This is a genomic window from Blautia sp. AF19-13LB, assembly GCF_003479105.1.
In the GTDB taxonomy this organism is placed as follows: domain Bacteria; phylum Bacillota; class Clostridia; order Lachnospirales; family Lachnospiraceae; genus Fusicatenibacter; species Fusicatenibacter saccharivorans.
In genome coordinates, this window is record NZ_QUGO01000003.1 from 1 (window position 1) to 17639 (window position 17639).

The 17639-nt window shown below is 51.1% G+C and carries 9 protein-coding genes and 5 tRNA genes; 12 read left to right on the forward strand and 2 right to left on the reverse strand.

Going from position 1 to position 17639, the window contains the following annotated elements; all coding sequences use genetic code 11:
• The first annotated feature begins 122 nt into the window (after positions 1-122).
• The 5 genes from DWX32_RS03665 (at position 123) to DWX32_RS03685 (ending at position 605) form a co-directional block, all read left to right on the forward strand.
• Positions 123-194, forward strand: a tRNA-Asn gene (locus DWX32_RS03665).
• Between the two features lie 54 nt (positions 195-248).
• Positions 249-320: transfer RNA gene (locus DWX32_RS03670), tRNA-Glu, on the forward strand.
• A gap of 26 nt (positions 321-346) precedes the next feature.
• A tRNA-Thr gene (locus DWX32_RS03675) sits at positions 347-419 on the forward strand.
• Between the two features lie 4 nt (positions 420-423).
• A tRNA-Ile gene (locus tag DWX32_RS03680) sits at positions 424-497 on the forward strand.
• A 34-nt stretch (positions 498-531) separates the two neighbouring features.
• Positions 532-605: transfer RNA gene (locus DWX32_RS03685), tRNA-Asp, on the forward strand.
• Positions 606-725: 120 nt separating this feature from the next.
• On the opposite strand, the gene DWX32_RS03690 is transcribed toward DWX32_RS03685, so the two are convergent.
• Complete coding sequence (locus tag DWX32_RS03690) at positions 726-1343, reverse strand: flavodoxin family protein (protein ID WP_022461984.1); 618 nt, start codon at positions 1341-1343, stop codon at positions 726-728.
• A 159-nt stretch (positions 1344-1502) separates the two neighbouring features.
• Between DWX32_RS03690 and DWX32_RS03695 the strand changes: the two genes are divergently transcribed.
• Positions 1503-4835: an alpha-L-rhamnosidase gene (locus tag DWX32_RS03695; protein ID WP_158579548.1), complete on the forward strand. Its 3333-nt coding sequence runs from the start codon at positions 1503-1505 to the stop codon at positions 4833-4835.
• Between the two features lie 104 nt (positions 4836-4939).
• Here the strand turns inward: DWX32_RS03695 and DWX32_RS03700 are convergent, their stop codons facing one another.
• Complete coding sequence (locus DWX32_RS03700; protein ID WP_055221737.1) at positions 4940-5314, reverse strand: metal-dependent transcriptional regulator; 375 nt, start codon at positions 5312-5314, stop codon at positions 4940-4942.
• Between the two features lie 221 nt (positions 5315-5535).
• On the opposite strand from DWX32_RS03700, the gene DWX32_RS03705 reads away from it, so the two are divergent.
• The 6 genes from DWX32_RS03705 (at position 5536) to DWX32_RS03730 (ending at position 17626) form a co-directional block, all read left to right on the forward strand.
• Positions 5536-6744, forward strand: coding sequence for a serine hydrolase domain-containing protein (locus DWX32_RS03705; RefSeq protein ID WP_243037550.1), 1209 nt, complete (start codon positions 5536-5538; stop codon positions 6742-6744).
• A gap of 332 nt (positions 6745-7076) precedes the next feature.
• Entirely contained in the window at positions 7077-7304 is a 228-nt protein-coding gene (locus tag DWX32_RS03710) for an HPr family phosphocarrier protein (protein WP_147326098.1), read from the forward strand.
• A 186-nt stretch (positions 7305-7490) separates the two neighbouring features.
• On the forward strand, positions 7491-10757 hold the full coding sequence (locus tag DWX32_RS03715; protein WP_243037551.1) for a 3'-5' exonuclease: 3267 nt from the start codon (positions 7491-7493) through the stop codon (positions 10755-10757).
• Between the two features lie 16 nt (positions 10758-10773).
• The gene (locus tag DWX32_RS03720; protein ID WP_117802013.1) at positions 10774-12963 is read left to right on the forward strand and encodes a DNA topoisomerase III; all 2190 of its coding nucleotides are present in this window, start codon (positions 10774-10776) and stop codon (positions 12961-12963) included.
• A 176-nt stretch (positions 12964-13139) separates the two neighbouring features.
• On the forward strand, positions 13140-15350 hold the full coding sequence (gene bglX / locus DWX32_RS03725) for a beta-glucosidase BglX (protein WP_117802014.1): 2211 nt from the start codon (positions 13140-13142) through the stop codon (positions 15348-15350).
• A 26-nt stretch (positions 15351-15376) separates the two neighbouring features.
• The gene (locus DWX32_RS03730) at positions 15377-17626 is read left to right on the forward strand and encodes a glycoside hydrolase family 3 protein (RefSeq protein ID WP_118659295.1); all 2250 of its coding nucleotides are present in this window, start codon (positions 15377-15379) and stop codon (positions 17624-17626) included.
• Positions 17627-17639: the final 13 nt, after the last annotated feature.

Sequence of the window (17639 nt, forward strand, 5' to 3'; positions counted from 1 at the left end):
ATGGAGCTGACTGTTACTAATCGGTCGAGGGCTTGACCTGAATGGTTGTGTTCACAAAATGGAATGATAGATGTGTAGTGTATGCGGTTTTGAAGGTATATCAAATATCTTCAATTAAATAATCCTCGATAGCTCAATGGTAGAGCATTCGGCTGTTAACCGAAGGGTTGTTGGTTCGAGCCCAACTCGGGGAGTGAATGCGACCTGTAAGAAACTCTTACAGGTCAGTTCTTTCAAAAAGTAAATATGGCTCCGTGGTCAAGCGGTTAAGACATCGCCCTTTCACGGCGGTAACACGGGTTCGATTCCCGTCGGAGTCACTGAATATAAAATATTTGTTATGTATGCCGATGTGGCTCAATTGGCAGAGCAGCTGATTTGTAATCAGCAGGTTATCGGTTCGAGTCCGATCATCGGCTCTTTGGACCTTTAGCTCAGTTGGTTAGAGCAACCGGCTCATAACCGGTCGGTCCCGGGTTCGAGTCCCTGAAGGTCCACTTTAGTTCCATATTTTATATTCTGTATATGTCTGGCCCGGTGGCTCAGCTGGTTAGAGCGCCGCCCTGTCACGGCGGAGGTCGTCGGTTCGATCCCGATCCGGGTCGCTTTAAAAAGTCTGCGGAAGCAGGCTTTTTTCGTGTATAAAATTTCTTCCAGCTATAAAAGATGCCGTATTCCAGACATAGAAAAAAGTCTGAAAGACGGCATCTTGCTTAACAGATAAATTAACGGATAAAGTTTGTGCCGACGCGCGGTTCCTTTTCCGGAAGACCAAAGGATTCTTTTCCGAGCTGGATGCTCTTCATCAGAAAACTCATATTCCGTGCAAGGGTACGCATGATCTGTAGGCCTTCGAGATCTTGCTGTGCCTCGTCCGCATTATTTCCATGGATACTGTTCCAATACTGGCCGGAAGCAACCGGCATGCCGGAGATGGTGAAGTATTTGTTCAGCTCATCAAAGGTAGCGGAAAGACCGCCGCGGCGTGCAGAGACAACCGAAGCGCCGACTTTCATGGTCTTGTCAAAGTGTGTGCTGTAGAACAGCCGATCAAGAAAAGCAATAAGTGTTGCATTTGCAGATGCATAATAAACCGGACTTCCGACAACAAGGCCGTCAGCCTCTTCAAATTTCGGAGCAACCTCATTTACCATATCGGAAAAAGCACATTTTCCGAGCTTGGAACAGGCACCGCAGGCAACACAGCCGCGGATATCTTTATTTCCGATATGTACGATTTCCGCCTCAATACCATTTTCTGTAAAGACTTTTTCCATTTCGTGCAGGGCAGTATAAGTGCTGCCTTTTGCGTGAGGACTTCCGTTGATTAATAATACTTTCATTTGATGGTACCTCTCTTTCGTAATTTTCTTTATTATAACACCGGAAAAGATGCAAATAAAGACGCTTTTTTGGGCAAAAACTGATCTTAACAGAAATAGCTGCTGGACGGTATAATACAATCAGCAAAGAAGGCAAAACTTGCAATGGGAGGTTACCAAATGAAGATAGAGAGAATTCTGATTGAAGATCAGATGGCACCGATCGGGCTGGATGAGAAAAAACCGGCATTTTCCTGGCTGCTGACGGCAGAAGAAGGAGAACAGAATCTGATGCAGAGCGCATGCCGGATCGTTGTGCGCACCGGAGAAGATACTGTGTGGGACAGCGGAAAAATGAAAACCGGCGTATCAACAGGGATTGGTTATGAAGGAGAAGCACTGCAGCCCTGTACCAAATATGAGGTAAAAGCAGAGGTGTGGGATAACCACGGCGGAAAAGCAGAAGCAGAAAGTTCCTTCGAGACAGGCCTTATGGATTCTTTGTATGCAGCATGGGAGGGAGCTGAGTGGATCGGCGCACCGCATGCGACGGTATGCGCGGAAAACCGCGGTGTTTTTACAATCGAGAGTGAATTTCGGATGGAAGGCGGGAAGGGAGAAGCGGGTATCGTCTTTGGAGCCAATGACTTCCGTCTGAACGATCATACGAAAAATGAGCTTGGCATGGAAGGGGAGAACTATATCCGTTATGCTGTGTGCCTTGAGGAGGGAGATGCACGCCTCGAAATTTACCGCGTGGGCTATGCGCCGGAGGATACAGCGGAAAAACCGTTTGCCGTTACGAAACTGGTCAACTGGAAAGAGAAAACACAGGAAATCCTGACACCAGAGAATGCCAATGCCTTTCATAAGCTGACCGTAGAGGTTGACGGCAATGTGGCATACGCCTATGTCGACGGCATCCTCGTGGATGCCATTGAAGAGCATGGATTTTTTGGAACGAAAGTATCAGGCCGCCAGCTGAATCCGAGAGGAAATAACGATGTGCTGCCGTATCCGAGACTGAATGAGATCGGATTTTATGCAGGAAAAGGGACGACAGGATATTTTAAGAATCTGACCGTAAGAAACGTAAGAAAACCATCCGCGGAAATTGTTCGTGAGACGCCGGAAGGACGGCTGGATGGGGAAAAAAGTATCTTTGCGGATCAGATTCCGGTGGAAAACGGATACTTTAAAGTAGAAGACAGCCAGATTACGGCAGATCCGTCCCATCATTCAATTCCAATGCTGCGGTCGTGTATTTCCTGCCAGAAAGAGAAAAAACTGGTATCGGCACGCCTTTATATTACTGCGCGCGGTATCTACGACTGCCGGATCAACGGACAGGAGATCACGGAAGATCTGCTGCGTCCGGGTCTGACACAGTATGACCACAGAATGAACTATCAGACATACGATATCACAGGGCTGATGAAACCGGGCCGAAACGGAATCGGCGTGGCGCTGGCATCGGGCTGGTGGAGCGAGGCACAGACCTTTGTGGTGAAGAACTTCAATTACTTTGGAGACAAGGAGAGTCTGCTTGCCAAGGTTGTCATGAAGTACGAGGACGGCAGCCGCGAGGTCTTTGGAACAAATACCGAGGATTGGAAGTATTTCGGAGAAGGTCCTTACCTGTTTTCCAGCTACTTTGCCGGAGAGCAGTACGATGCGCGCCGGGCAGAGGTTTACGAAACTTATTCTCTGCCGGAGTTTGATGACAGCACCTGGGAAAAGCCAGTTGTTGTGGATACCGTCATGATCGAAGAGTTCTGCACGATGCCGGGCTTTGGACGGTCCTGGCCAGCGGTTCATGAGCAGAAGCCGGAATATATCGGTGAGTACGATGCGCCGGTGCGGATTGTAGACCGGAGAACGGCAAAGACGAGAAAAGAGCTGTTCCCGGGTGTGTATCTCTACGATCTGGAACAGGAGATGGCCGGTGTACCGCGGATTACACTGCATGAGAAGGCGGGCACAAAGATCATCATCCGCTATGCGGAGGTGCTTTATCCGGATCTGCCGGAGTATGCCGGAAAAGAAGGCACGATGATGCTGGAAAATTACCGGGATGCGACGAGTACGGATGTTTATATCTGCCGCGGCGGGGAAGAGGTGTTCCAGCCGAAGTTTACCTTCCACGGCTACCGCTATATTGAGATCAGCGGTGTGGAGCATGCGCCGGAGCTGGAAGAAGTAGAGAGTCTTCAGTATTCTTCTGTGACGGAATTCCATGGAAGCCTTACGAGTAGCCATAAACTGCTGAATCGGTTTGCCGAGAATGTTTCCTGGTCACAGAAATGCAACTTTATCAACATTCCGACCGACTGCCCGCAGAGAAATGAGCGCATGGGCTGGGCGGGCGATACGCATATTTTCTGCCATACGGCGCTCAACAACAGCAGCCTGAAGAAATTCTATGAGCGGAACCTGCAGGCGATGCGTGATCTGCAGACACCGGAAGGCCAGTACCCGGAGATTGCACCGGTGGGCGGCGGATTCGGCGGCATTACGTATGAGTGTGCGAGTATTTTTATGGCGTGGGAACTGTATGAGCAGTATGGGGATATCCGCACACTGGAGAAATTTTATCCTGGCATGCAGAAATATATGGACTATATGAAGGATAAGGGTCTGCCGGGAACGAAGGTAAATCCGGCGATCGGACCGCTTGGCGACTGGCTGGCACCGGAAGAGACGGATCTGCTGCTTTTATGGAATGCATTCTATTATAAAGAAGCCGATCTGATGAGCCGGATTGCCGGTGCGCTCGGAAGAACAGAGGAGCAGCATCAGTATGAGGCGCTTGCTGCGAAGGTGAAGAAATTCTGGAATGAGACATTTGTACTTCCGGATTCCGGAAAGACCTGCAATGCGGACGGAACGCTGTGTGATACGCAGTGCTCGTATGCAATTGCACTGTCTTATGGTGTGGCAGAAGACAGAAAGGGAATAGGAGAGCATCTGATCCGAAAGACGAGAGCGATCGGCCATACGGTCGGAACGGGATTCTTTGGAACGGGTATTCTGAACCAGATGCTGACCGAGCAGGGCGCTGTGGAGGATGCCTGGAAGATGATGCTGCAGACGGCATTCCCGTCGTGGCTGTATCCGGTGACCCAGGGAGCGACGACGATCTGGGAGCACTGGGATTCCTACACGAAGGAAAAAGGCTTCGGCGGACAGAATGCGATGAACTCGTTCAATCATTATTCTCTCGGAAGCGTTCTTTCCTGGCTGTATCACACGGGACTTGGTATCCAGAGAGACGAGACAAAACCGGGTTATCAGCACATTCTGCTGAAACCGCAGCCGGGCCCGCTCGAGTTTATGAAAGGTTCCGTAGACAGCCCGTACGGCGTGATTTCTGCCGGATGGGAGCGGAAAGGTGACAAAATAGAGTATCAGGTTACGATTCCGGTCAATACAACGGCAACCCTGTTTAAAAACACGCAGGATCCGGCGGATACCGTGGAACTGGGAAGCGGAACGTATACTTTTATGCTGTAAAAAGAAAACCCGAAAGGCTCCGGCAAAGAAATGGGAGACTTTCGGGCGGAAAGAGAAACGCTGTCGGAGAGAAGAGAACTCCGGCAGCGTTTTCTTTGTCATGTTTATTTTTCGGCAGTCATGTGCAGATGACGTTTGATCGCTTCAAAGCTTTCCTGGCTGATGACATGCTCGATGCGGCAGGCATCTTCCGTGGCGGTCTGCTCATCAACACCAAGGCTCATCAGGCCGCGGGAGAGGAGCTGGTGGCGCTCATAGATCATCTCTGCGATCGCGCGTCCGCTGTCGGTCAGGTAGATGTAGCCTTCCGGCGTTACGCGGATCTGCTCTTTTTCTCTTAAGTTTTTCATGGCAACGCTGACACTTGATTTTTTAAAGCCAAGTTCTTCTGCAATATCAACACCGCGTACAACGGGTTTTTTCTGACTTAAGACTAAAATAGTTTCCAAATAATTTTCTGCGGATTCGTTCGTTTTCAGCAAGATGTTCACCTCGTTTTTCTAAATAGCTGAAGATTCATAAATATATATACATATAGAATAGCATATTTTTCGGAATAGGGCAATGATGGTTTTTGATGGTTTTTCTTAATTTCAGAAAAGTTGTAAGATTTCAGAAAAAAAAGACAATGAGGATAGAAGAAGAAAAGCAAGATAAAAGATGACAGGGGGCAAAAAGAGAGGTAAAATAGGAAAAAACAATGAAATTTAGATGGAGGTTAGGACATACCATGGAACAGGTGATAAAGAAAAGACTGCAGCAGGTGATGGATGCGTCCGTTGCAAAAGGAGAGACACCGGGCTGTCTTCTGATGGTGATCAAAGACGGAGAGGAGCAGGTTTATCTGGAGAGCGGATATGCGGATATCGAAGCAAAAAAGCCGGTTTCCCGCGATAATATTTTCCGTCTCTACTCCATGAGCAAGCCGATTACCGCGACGGCCATGATGATTCTGGTAGAGCGCGGAATCGTCGATCTGGCGGATCCGGTCAGCAAGTATCTGCCGGGCTTCCGGAACCCGGTTGTATGTACAGCGGATGGGAAGATAGAAAAAGCGGAGAGGGAGATCCTTCTGGAGGATATTATGAATATGACATCCGGGCTGACGTACGGCGGAACGGATGAGACGGGACGGCAGACCGATGCACTTTTTCAGGAGGTGATCCACGGACTTAAGGAAGAAAACGGCGGAACGATCAGTACAGTAGAATTTGCAAACCGTCTTGGAAAAGTCCCGCTTCTGTATCAGCCGGGCCAGTCCTGGAGTTATGGAACGTCGGCGGATGCCGTAGGTGCGGTGATTGAGGTGGCAAGCGGCATGCGCTTTGGGGATTTTCTGAAAAAAGAAATTTTCGAGCCGCTCGGCATGAACGATACCGATTTCTGGGTTCCGGCAGAAAAGCAGGATCGTCTGGCGAAGGTGTATGACTGCAGGGAGGGACAGCCGTCCGTCTGTTATCTGGACAATAACCTTGGCATTCAGAACGATATGGCGTACCGCCCGGCATATGAGGCAGGCGGAGCAGGCCTTGCATCTACCATCGACGATTATGCGAAATTTACGCAGATGCTGCTGAACGGCGGCACCTACAACGGTGTACAGATTCTCCGTCCGGCGACGGTAAAATTTCTGGGAGGCCACACATTAAGCGCGGTACAGCAGGCAGGCTTTGATAACTGGATCGGTCTGGAAGGATTTTCCTACGGAAATCTGATGCGTGTTCTGGTAGATCCGACGCGTGCGGTAACGCTGGGAAGCAAGGGTGAGTTCGGCTGGGACGGCTGGCTTGGATGCTACATGGAAGTCGTGCCGGAGCAGAATATGACATTTCTGATGATGACCCAGAAAAAAGATGCCGGAACGTACACCCTGTCCCGGAAGATCCGAAATATTATTTTCAGCGAATAACTTTTCATGAGAGTGATTCTCAAGTAAGGCCTTCCGGCCCGTCAGATCAGACGAAAAAAGTGCCGGAAAAGAAACAACTTAACGAATCAGACGGAACATATGAGCAAATTGCTGTAAAACTACGTCGAATTTTGTCTAAAACGGATATTTGCAGTGAGACAGATGTATGCTATTTTAGTGTCAGTCGAAAATGAAGGCGATTTCATTACTACTTTCAGAAAAAACAGCAAAAAAGGGATATCGTGTAAGTTTTTGACCGATTTTGAAGGAAATAAAAGAAAGAATTCAAAATCATGAAAAGAAGACTAAAAAGCAGAAAGGATGCAGAAAATATGATTTCGTTACCGTTAAAGTTTGATGAAGTAGAGAGTGTAGAAGAATTTGTAAATATGGTGAAACGCCTGGATTACGACGTTGACGTAAAAATAGGACGATGCGTCTTTGATGCGAAATCCCTGATGAGTGTCCTGATGATCGCCGGAAACCCGGATGCGGTTGTGGAAGCCCATACGAACGATATCGAAGCATTTAAAAAGAAATTTAAGGATTACCTTCAGTAAGAAAAAAAGTCGGAAAGGCACTGTGTGTAAGATGCATGGTGTCTTTTTTGATGCACGAAAAAGCGGGTGAAGTATCTTGCCGGGGAGACGTGTGCATGGTAAAATAAAGTCTATTGGGATGGAAATAAGAGAATCAAAAGAACGGGCTGATGTAGAAGAAGTTTTTCGTAAAAAAGGAGGCACAAAGTGGAAGAAGAGAAACTGGAAAGAAGCATCAGAAAATCAGAGATTCCCGGACTTACGAGGGAAGAGGAGGAAGCACAGCTTGCGAAGGTGATCGGGATTGCCGAGCAGAATCTGGAGCAGGCGAAGGCAGATATCCGGTCGGCCAATGAGGATCTGGCGGATCTGATGGAGACGTACGACGCAAAAGAGGCGGAAGGCCTGGCGCTCTGGAACAACGCGACGGCGAAGCTGAATGCGTACCAGCACGGCATGGCGCGGCTGGAAAAAGCGAGAAAGAAGCCGTATTTCGGGCGGATTGATTTTCAGGATCCGCGGCTTTCGTTTTTAGAGTCCTATTACATCGGGCGCGTCGGCATTTCCGATGAGAAGGCGGAACCGGTTGTGCTGGACTGGCGGGCGCCGATTTCCTCCGTCTATTATGAGAACAGCACCGGGCCGTGCAGCTATACGGTGAGTTCAGAGGGTACTTTTTCGATTGATCTGAAAAGAAAGCGGACGTATGAGATTGAAAATGACCATCTGAAAGACTTTTTTGATTCTGATGTGGTAGCGAACGATGAGCTGCTGACAAAGTATCTGGCGAAGAACAAAAAAGCGGTGCTCGGTGAGATCATTGCGACGATCCAGCAGGAGCAGAACCTCATTATCCGCAGATCCCCGAAGACGAATCTGATCGTACAGGGCGTGGCTGGCTCCGGAAAGACGACGGTGGCGATGCACCGGATTTCGTACATCCTCTATAATTACGAGGAGGACTTCCGGCCGGAGGATTTCTATATCATTGGAAGCAACCGTATTCTGCTGAACTACATTACCAGCGTTCTGCCGGAACTCGATGTATACGGCATCCGTCAGATGACGATGGAGCAGCTTTTCATCCGGCTTCTGTATGAGGACTGGGACGAAGAAAAGTACATGGTACACACCATCGACCGCGCGGATGAGAAAAACAGCATAAAGGGCGGAAGCGGCTGGTTTTTCGATCTGGAAAATTTCTGCCGTACGTACGAGGCAGAGCAGATTCCGCGGGAGCCGTTGCGGCTGGAAAAAACGGGAACATTGCTTCTGGACGCCGAGTATATTGATAACTATTGCAGGGAGCAGTCCACACTTTCCATGGAAGGAAAGATGTGCATGCTGAACGAGATCCTGCTGGCAAAATTTGAGAACGAGGTTTCGGGAAAAGAAGTGACGTTTCCGGCGCGCGAGAAAAAAGCGCTGAAGCGGAAATATGAGAAATATTTCGGGGATGGAAAATGGAAGGGATCCATTTTTGATCTCTATTCGCAGTTTCTGGAACAGCAGGCGGAAAAAGGAAAAGCAGTGGAAATGCCGGAAAACTCGTTTGATGTCTACGATCTGGCGGCGCTGGCGTACCTCTACAAGCGGATAAAGGAGAACGATCCGGTGCGTGAGGCGAGCCATGTAGTCATCGATGAGGCACAGGATTTCGGCATGATGGCGTACCAGGTGCTTCACTACTGCCTGCGCGACTGTACGTATACCATTATGGGCGATACCTCACAGAACATTCATTTTTCCTACGGCCTGAACGACTGGGAGGAGCTGAAAAAGCTGATTCTGACCGGCACGTACGATGCGTTCGGCGTTCTGCGGAAGAGTTACCGGAACACGGTGGAGATCTCCGATTTTGCAAATGAAATCCTGCGGCACGGGGATTTTGCGATTTATCCGGTGGAGCCGGTGCTGCGGCATGGAACGACGGTGCAAAAGGAAGCGTTTGCGGATGAGGCTGCGCTTCTGGCAGCTGGAGTGCAGAAGATCAAAGCGTGGCAGGAGCAGGGATATGAGACAATTGCCGTTGTATGCCGGGATGAGGCAGAAGCGGCTGCGACGGCGCGGAAGCTGAAAAAATATGTGCCGGTTGTGGAGGAGAATCTCGAGACGGCAGAATTTGGCGAGGGCGTGATGGTGCTTCCGGTTGCGTATACGAAGGGACTCGAGTTTGACGCGGTGCTGCTTCTTGATCCGACAGAAGAAAAATATCCGGAGAATGACGGACAGGTAAAGCTGCTTTATGTAGCGGCAACGCGTGCGCTGCATGAGCTGGCAGTGCTGTATACGGGAAAACTCACAGGAATCCTTGCAAAGAAAGCGCCAAAGGGCCGTCACAACCAGGAATTTGCCATGGAGACGCTGACGAAGGCGAAGGAGTATGAGAAGGTTTCGCTGACGCAAAAAGAGACGCGTGAGGAGAACCGCGCGATCGGCATCCAGGAGATGGACGAGCGGAACAGCCACGGACCAAAAAGGATTGTAATTAAGCCGGAGCAGATACCGGGAAGGGCGCCTGGAAATACAAGCACGACGGGAACAGCGGTGATGCCAAAAAGCAGTACGGGCATGCGGAAAGCAGCGGCAGAAACAGGAAAAGAAATTGCCGCAAAGACGATGCAGCAGCGTGCGCCGGAAGGAGTTTCTGCTGTCTTTGCCGGTGCCGCCTACCGTGGAAAGACAGGCGGCAAAGCACCGGGCAGCAGACCGGCGACTGCAGGAATACAGTCAGAAAAAGCTGAACAGCCAGAGCACATGAATACATCGCCCTACGCTTTTGGGGCAATTCCGGAAAATGAACTGCTGCGCATGAAGGGGCATTCGAGGATCAAGTGCGCGGTGAAATGGGCAAAGAAAGGAAAAGCAGCGGTTGAGATGGCGAGCATGTACGGCATTCTGCGCATCACGCCGATTACGCCGGAGGTCATCCGCATCAGCTTCGTAAAAGGTGTGACGGCAAAAGTCCAGGACACGTACTGGAAGCCAAAGGCGGATACCTTGTTCCCCTGGAGTGCAAAGGAATCGAAGACGGCGGTTCTTGTCGAGACAGAGAAGCTGCGTGTCATGGTGGAAAAAAAGGACGGCGCGGTGCAGTTCTTTACGCCGGATCACAAACTGGTTCTTTCCGAGAAACGAGACGAGCCGCGCATGATCGACGGCGGCATGACATGGACATTTTTTGACTGGAGCGGTTCCGAAAAGCTGAAAGCCAAGGGCATTCTCTCGACAGAGTGGCTGGATCTGACCGCGAAGGCGCGCTACGTCTCGTTTGGCGGAAAGCAGGCGCGGATGCCGCTTGTCGTCTCAAACCGCGGCTATGGTATTGCAGCCGCCGCTTCCAGAACGGCACTGCTGTGCAATGTGCGGACGTTTGGAACGTATCTTCATACCGCCGGGGACGGACAGATTGATTATTACTTTATTCTCGGAAAAGACCGGGATGAAATTATAAAACAGTATAAAGAGCTATAAAAGGAGCAGACATTTCATGAAAACTCTGGTAATTGCAGAAAAACCATCTGTGGCACGCGATATTGCACGCGTGCTCGGATGTGCGAAAAAAGAAAACGGAGCACTGGAAGGAAACCAGTACATTGTGACCTGGGCGCTCGGCCACCTTGTGACCTTAAAAGACCCGGAGGACTATGATAAAAAGTATAAGGAATGGAATATGGCAGTTCTGCCGATGATGCCGGAGAAACTGCAGATCAAGGTCATTCCGCAGACGGGAAAACAGTATCACGCTGTGACGACACAGCTTGCGCGGAAAGATGTCGGTGAGGTGGTCATTGCGACAGATGCCGGCCGTGAAGGCGAGCTGGTGGCGCGGTGGATTCTTGACAAGGCGCACAATCAGAAGCCGTGTAAGCGTCTCTGGATTTCGTCCGTTACCGACAAGGCAATCCGTGAGGGATTTGCCAGCCTGAAAGATGCGAAAGAGTACGATAATCTCTACCGGGCTGCTGTTTCCCGTGCAGAGGCGGACTGGCTTGTCGGCATTAACGCAACGCGGGCACTGACATGCAAATACAATGCACAGCTTTCCTGCGGCCGTGTGCAGACACCGACGCTCGCCATGATTGCACAGCGCGAGCAGGAAATCCGAGAATTTGTCCCGAAGCCGTACTACACCGTAATGGCAGCAGCAGGCGGCGCAGTATACACCTGGAAGGACGAAAAATCGGGCGGGACACGGATTTCTGATCCGGAAAAGGCAAAGCAGATCGCAGAAAAAGCAAAACGGTATCCGCTTATCCTGCAAAAAGTAGAAAAGAAGAAAAAACAGAAAGAGGCGCCGCTGCTCTACGATCTGACGGAGCTGCAGCGCGATGCCAGTGCACGGTTCGGTTATTCGGCAAAACAGACCCTGAATCTGATGCAGAGCCTCTATGAGACGCACAAAGTCCTCACGTATCCGCGGACGGATTCGCGGTATCTGACAAAGGATATTGTACCGACTTTAAAAGAGCGCCTCGATGCCGTGAGTATCGGACCGTACAAGACGCTGGCACAGCAGGCGAAGCGCCGTCCGCTGAAGGAAAAGCCAGGTTTTGTGAATGATGCAAAGGTTTCCGATCACCACGCCATTATCCCGACGGAGCAGTATGTGCAGCTTTCTGCACTTTCCAATGAGGAACGCCGCATTTATGATCTCGTGGTGCGCCGTTTTCTTGCGGTGCTGCTGCCGCCCTGCGTATACGAGGAGACTGTGATCCAGGCTTCCATCGAAAAAGAATGCTTTACGGCGCGTGGAAAGCGCATGGTCGAGAAAGGCTGGCAGGAGGCGTACGAGGATAACCGGTATGACGACGAGGACGAGGCGAAAGAAGAGGTGCGGGAGCAGAATCTGCCGCTTTTGCAGGCAGGCATGAAGTTCGACCAGCCAAAGATCAGCCTCCGGGAGGGAAAGACAAAGCCGCCGGCACGCTTTACGGAAGGAACGCTGCTTTCCGCGATGGAGAATCCGGTCCGTTACATGGAAAACCGCGACAGCAGTCTTGTGAAAACGATCGGCGAGGCGGGCGGCCTTGGAACGGTTGCGACCCGCGCAGATATCATTGAGAAGCTGTTCCGCAGCTTTCTGCTGGAGAAAAAGGGGAATGAGATCTATCTGACCTCGAAAGCACGCCAGCTTCTGAAGCTGGTGCCGGCGGATCTCAAAAAGCCGGAGCTGACGGCAAGCTGGGAGATGCAGTTAAACGAAATCGCAAAGGGAAAGAAGCGGCGCGATGCCTTTATGAAAGAGATCCGGAGCTACACGGTGGAACTGATTGAGGAAATCAAAACGGAAGAGGGAACATTCCGCCATGATAACCTGACAAACAAGAAGTGCCCGAACTGCGGAAAACGGCTGCTGGCAGTCAATGGAAAGAATGCAAAGATGCTCGTCTGCCAGGACAGAGAGTGCGGCTACCGTGAAACGGTTTCCCGTACGACGAATGCGAGATGCCCGGTCTGCCATAAGCGCATGGAGATGATCGGAAAAGGCGAGGATGCGACGTTTGTCTGCTCCTGCGGGCACAAGGAGCGCATGACAAAATTCCAGGAGCGCCGCAAAAAAGAGGGCGGAGGCGTGACGAAGCGGGATGTGGCAGCCTACCTGAAAAAACAGAAAAAAGAGGCCGAAGAGCCGGTAAACAATGCATTTGCCGCGGCATTAAAAGGAATCAAATTATAAAAAACGGAGCGTGTCTGCCAGAATGGAAAAAGCGATGGCAGGCGCGCTTCTTTTGTTAAAATCGTAGAGAAAAGAGTCAAAAAAATAGATTGTTTTATGCAGAGTTATGCCGTAAAATAGAAACAAATGGGATAGAAAACCAAAAATTCTGAAAATAAAAAACAGGAGGTTTTTCAATGAAACAGACAGATTTGGAAAAGCTGCTGGCGGATATGTCGCTGAAAGAGAAAGTGGACCAGATGCTTCAGTTAAGCGGAGCATTTTATCTGGGAGATGAAAACAGCGTTCTGACCGGTCCGGCAAACGATATGGGAATCGGAAAAGAGGATCTGGAGATGGCAGGCTCCATTCTGGGAGCAGCAGGCGCCGATACGATGAAAAAACTGCAGGACGACTATATGGCAAAACAGCCGCATCACATCCCGATGCTGTTTATGATGGATGTCATTCACGGCATGAAGACCATTTTCCCGGCGCCGCTGGCGCAGGGAGCCACTTTTGATCCGGAACTCTCCGGCGAGTGCGCGTCTGCAGCCGCAAAAGAAGCATCCGCGGCCGGACTTCACGTTACCTTTTCTCCGATGGTTGACCTTGTGCGCGATGCGAGATGGGGCCGCGTTGTGGAATCCACAGGCGAAGATCCGTACCTGAACAGCCGCTTTTCCGAGGCGATCGTAAAAGGCTTCCAGGGCGATGATTTAAAAACACCGGGAAAAGTTGCCTCCTGCATCAAACACTTTGCAGGCTACGGCGGAGCAGTCGCAGGAAGAGATTACAACACCGTAGAGCTCTCAGAGCATACCTTCCGTGAATTCTATCTTCCGGCATACAAAGCAGGCATTGATGCGGGCGCAGCGATGGTGATGACATCATTCAACACGATCAACGGCGTTCCGGCGAGCACCAACAAATGGCTGATGCGCGATATCCTGCGCGGCGAGATGGGATTTGACGGCGTGCTGATTTCTGACTTTGCAGCCATTCTGGAAACCGTTGCCCACAGAAGCTCGGAAGATGCCGCCGATGCAGCGAAAAAAGCGCTGGAGGCAGGCGTGGATATTGATATGATGACATCCGTTTACGCCGCAAACCTCTGCCGTCTCGTAGAAGAAGGTGAAGTGGACGAGCATCTGATTGACGAGTGCTGCCTGCGGATTCTGGAGCTGAAAAACAAACTGGGACTGTTTGAAAATCCATATAAAGATGCGGATGCCGAGAAAGAGAAAGCATACAACCTCTGCCCGGAGCATCGTGCACTGGCGAAAAAAGCAGCGGAGGAATCCTTCGTCCTGCTGAAAAACGACGGTGTACTGCCGCTCGACACTGCGAAAAAGATCGCATTTGTCGGCCCGTATACCAACAATCATGAAATCAAGAGCAGTTGGTCCTTCACCGGCGACAGCAAGGACTGCGTGACGATTCAGGAAGCAGCCGAGAAAGTATTCGACGCATCACGCACCACGTATGCGGAAGGATGCCCGGTTATCGGAAACGATGTGGAGCTGATCGGATTTACCGAGACGACACCGAAAAAATACAGTGAGGAAGAGCTTGCTGCCATGGAGCAGAGCGCACTACAGGCAGCAAAAGAGGCCGATCTCGTGGTCATGCCGATGGGTGAGCATTATCTGCAGAGCGGCGAGGCGACCAGCCGTGCCATGATCGATGTGCCGGAGATTCAGATGGAGCTGTTCCGAAAAGTGATGGCCGTTAACCCGAATGTTGTTGTTGTTCTGTTCAATGGCCGTCCGCTTGATCTGCGTGAGATCAGTGCAAAAGCAAAAGCCGTTCTCGAGGTATGGTTCCCGGGAACAGAGGGCGGAAGTGCCGTTGTGGATGTTCTGACCGGAAAGAAAAATCCATCCGGCCATCTGCCGATGAGCTTCCCGTACTGCGTGGGCCAGGCGCCGGTCAGCTACAACGAGTATTCCACCGGAAGACCGAATCTGCCGGGCATGAAAGAGCGGTTCCGCTCCAAATATCTCGATATTCCGAACGCACCGCTGTATCCGTTTGGTTACGGACTTTCCTATACCACGTTTGATATTTCCGCGGTAACACTGGATCAGAACGAGATGGATAAAAACGGCAGAATTGCAGCGCATGTGACCGTGAAAAATACAGGTGATACGGCTGGCTGTGATGTTGTACAGCTGTACATCCGTGATGATTATTCCGATGTGGTTCGTCCGGTGCGAGAGCTGAAAGGCTTCCGAAGAGTAGAGCTTGCTCCGGGCAAAGAGCAGGAAGTGACCTTCTATATTACCGAAGAAGATCTGCGCTACTACCGTCTCGACGGAACCTTTGGAAGCGAGCCTGGAACGTTTACCGTATTTGTCGGTGACAGCAGCACGACGGAAAACAGTGCGGTATTTACACTGAAATAAATGCAGCAGGAAAAAGGAGAAAACTTATGGAGAAAACAACGAAAAACGGAATCCACCGCATCACACAGGCAGACGGAAAAACGATTGCCTGGGCGGAGGAGTCCGGTGTAAAGGTATTGGAAAAAGATGGATATTACTTTAAAGATCTTGCAAAAACCGGCGAACTGCTGCCGTACGAGGACTGGCGTCTTTCCGATGAGGAGAGAGCGGCAGACCTTGCGGGTCGTCTTTCGATTGAAGAGATTGCAGGCCTTATGCTGTACTCGCCGCACCAGGCGGTACCGCCGATGCCGGGCGGACCATTCCAGGGAACGTTTGACGGAAAAACGTATCTCGAATCCGGCAAAGAGCCGTATGCCATTTCTGACCAGCAGAAGGAATTTCTGGAGGACGAGCACATCCGCCATATCCTGCTGACGAACGTAGAAAGCCCGGAGATTTCCGCAAAATGGAGCAATGAGCTGCAGAAACGGGCGGAGACACTGCCGTATGGTATTCCGATCAACCTCTCCTCTGATCCGCGGAACGGAGCAAAGGATTCCGGCGCAGAGTTCAAGAGCGGCGGAAGCGAGATCAGCAAATGGCCGGAGGGTGTCGGCTTTGCAGCATGCTTTGACCCGGAAGTAGCCGGACAGTTTGCAAAGGATGCCTCCCGTGAATACCGGGCACTCGGCATCACAACGGCACTCGGACCGCAGATCGACCTCTGCACCGAGCCGAGATGGATGCGCTTTGTCGATACGTTAGGCGAAGAAGTGGAGATGTCCAAAAAGCTTACCAAAGCGTACTGTGACGGTATGCAGACAACGGAAGGGGAAGCAGACGGCTGGGGAAAAGACAGCGTCAACACGATGGTCAAACACTGGCCGGGCGGCGGCACCGGAGAGGCCGGACGCGATGCACACTATGCATTCGGACAGTTTGCCGTTTATCCGACCGGAAATTTTGAGGAGCATTTAAAACCGTTTACCGAGGCAGCCTTCCACCTGGACGGACCGACCGACTGCGCATCCGCGGTTATGCCGTACTACACCGTATCCTACGGCGTGGACAAGAAAAACGGCAAGAACGTCGGAAACTCCTACAGCGAGTACCTGATCAAGGATCTGCTGCGCGGAAAATATGAATTCAAAGGCATTGTCTGCACCGACTGGGGCATCACCCAGGATCCGGAGAAGACGATTGAGGGATTTGGAAGCCGCTGCTACGGCGTGCAGGATATGACCGAGGCAGAACGGTGTCTGCTGGCGATCACAAACGGCGTTGACCAGTTCGGCGGAAACAGCGAGTCCGGTCCGATTGTCGAGGCGTATAAGATCGGCTGTGAGAAATACGGCGAGAAAGCGATGCGTGAGCGCATGGAGCTGTCCGCCAAACGTCTTCTGATCAACATTTTCCACTGCGGTTTGTTTGAGGACCCGTATCTTGATCCGGAAGAATCCGCAAAGATTGTAGGATGCGAAGAGTTCTGCCGCCATGGCTATGAGGCACAGCAGAAATCCATCGTCCTGCTGAAAAACAGTGCGAAACGCGCACCGGAAGGACAGAAGGGTGTGCTGCCGCTGAAGAAAGATTTGAAGGTTTATATTCCGGAGAGAAAGATCGGACCGTCCAAAGCGTTCTTCCGCATCGATCTGCCGGCAAAAACCGAAGATCCGCTGCCGGATGGACTGCCGTCCAAGTACGGTACACGCGTGGCATCACCGGAGGAGGCCGATGTGGCGCTGGTATTTATCGAAAGCCCGGCATGCAACCCGTATTCCACCGAAGATCTTGCGAACGGCGGCAACGGCTATCTGCCGATTACACTGCAGTACCGCCCGTATACGGCGAAAAAAGCGCGTGAGGTGAGCATTGCCGGCGGTGATTTCCGCGAGAATTTCACGAATCGCAGCTATCTTGGAAAGACAAACACTGCCTACAACGAGGCTGATCTCGACAATATTCTCGAATGCCGCCGCGCGATGGGCGACAAGCCGGTGATCGTCTGCGCAACCGTCAACAACCCGATGGTGATGCATGAATTTGAAGCCGAAGCCGATGCGATCGTCGCAGAGTTCGGTGTTTCGAGAGCCGCTGTGCTCGACGTTGTCTTCGGCGGTTACAACCCGACCGGCCGTCTGCCGATCCAGATGCCGAAGGATATGGATGCGGTTGAGGAGCAGAGCGAGGACCGTGCGTTGGATATGGAAACCTATATTGACAGCGAAGGACATAACTATGACTACGGTTATGGCATGAATTACGAAGGCGTTCTTCCTGCATGGAAAAAGTAAAAGAATAACAGAA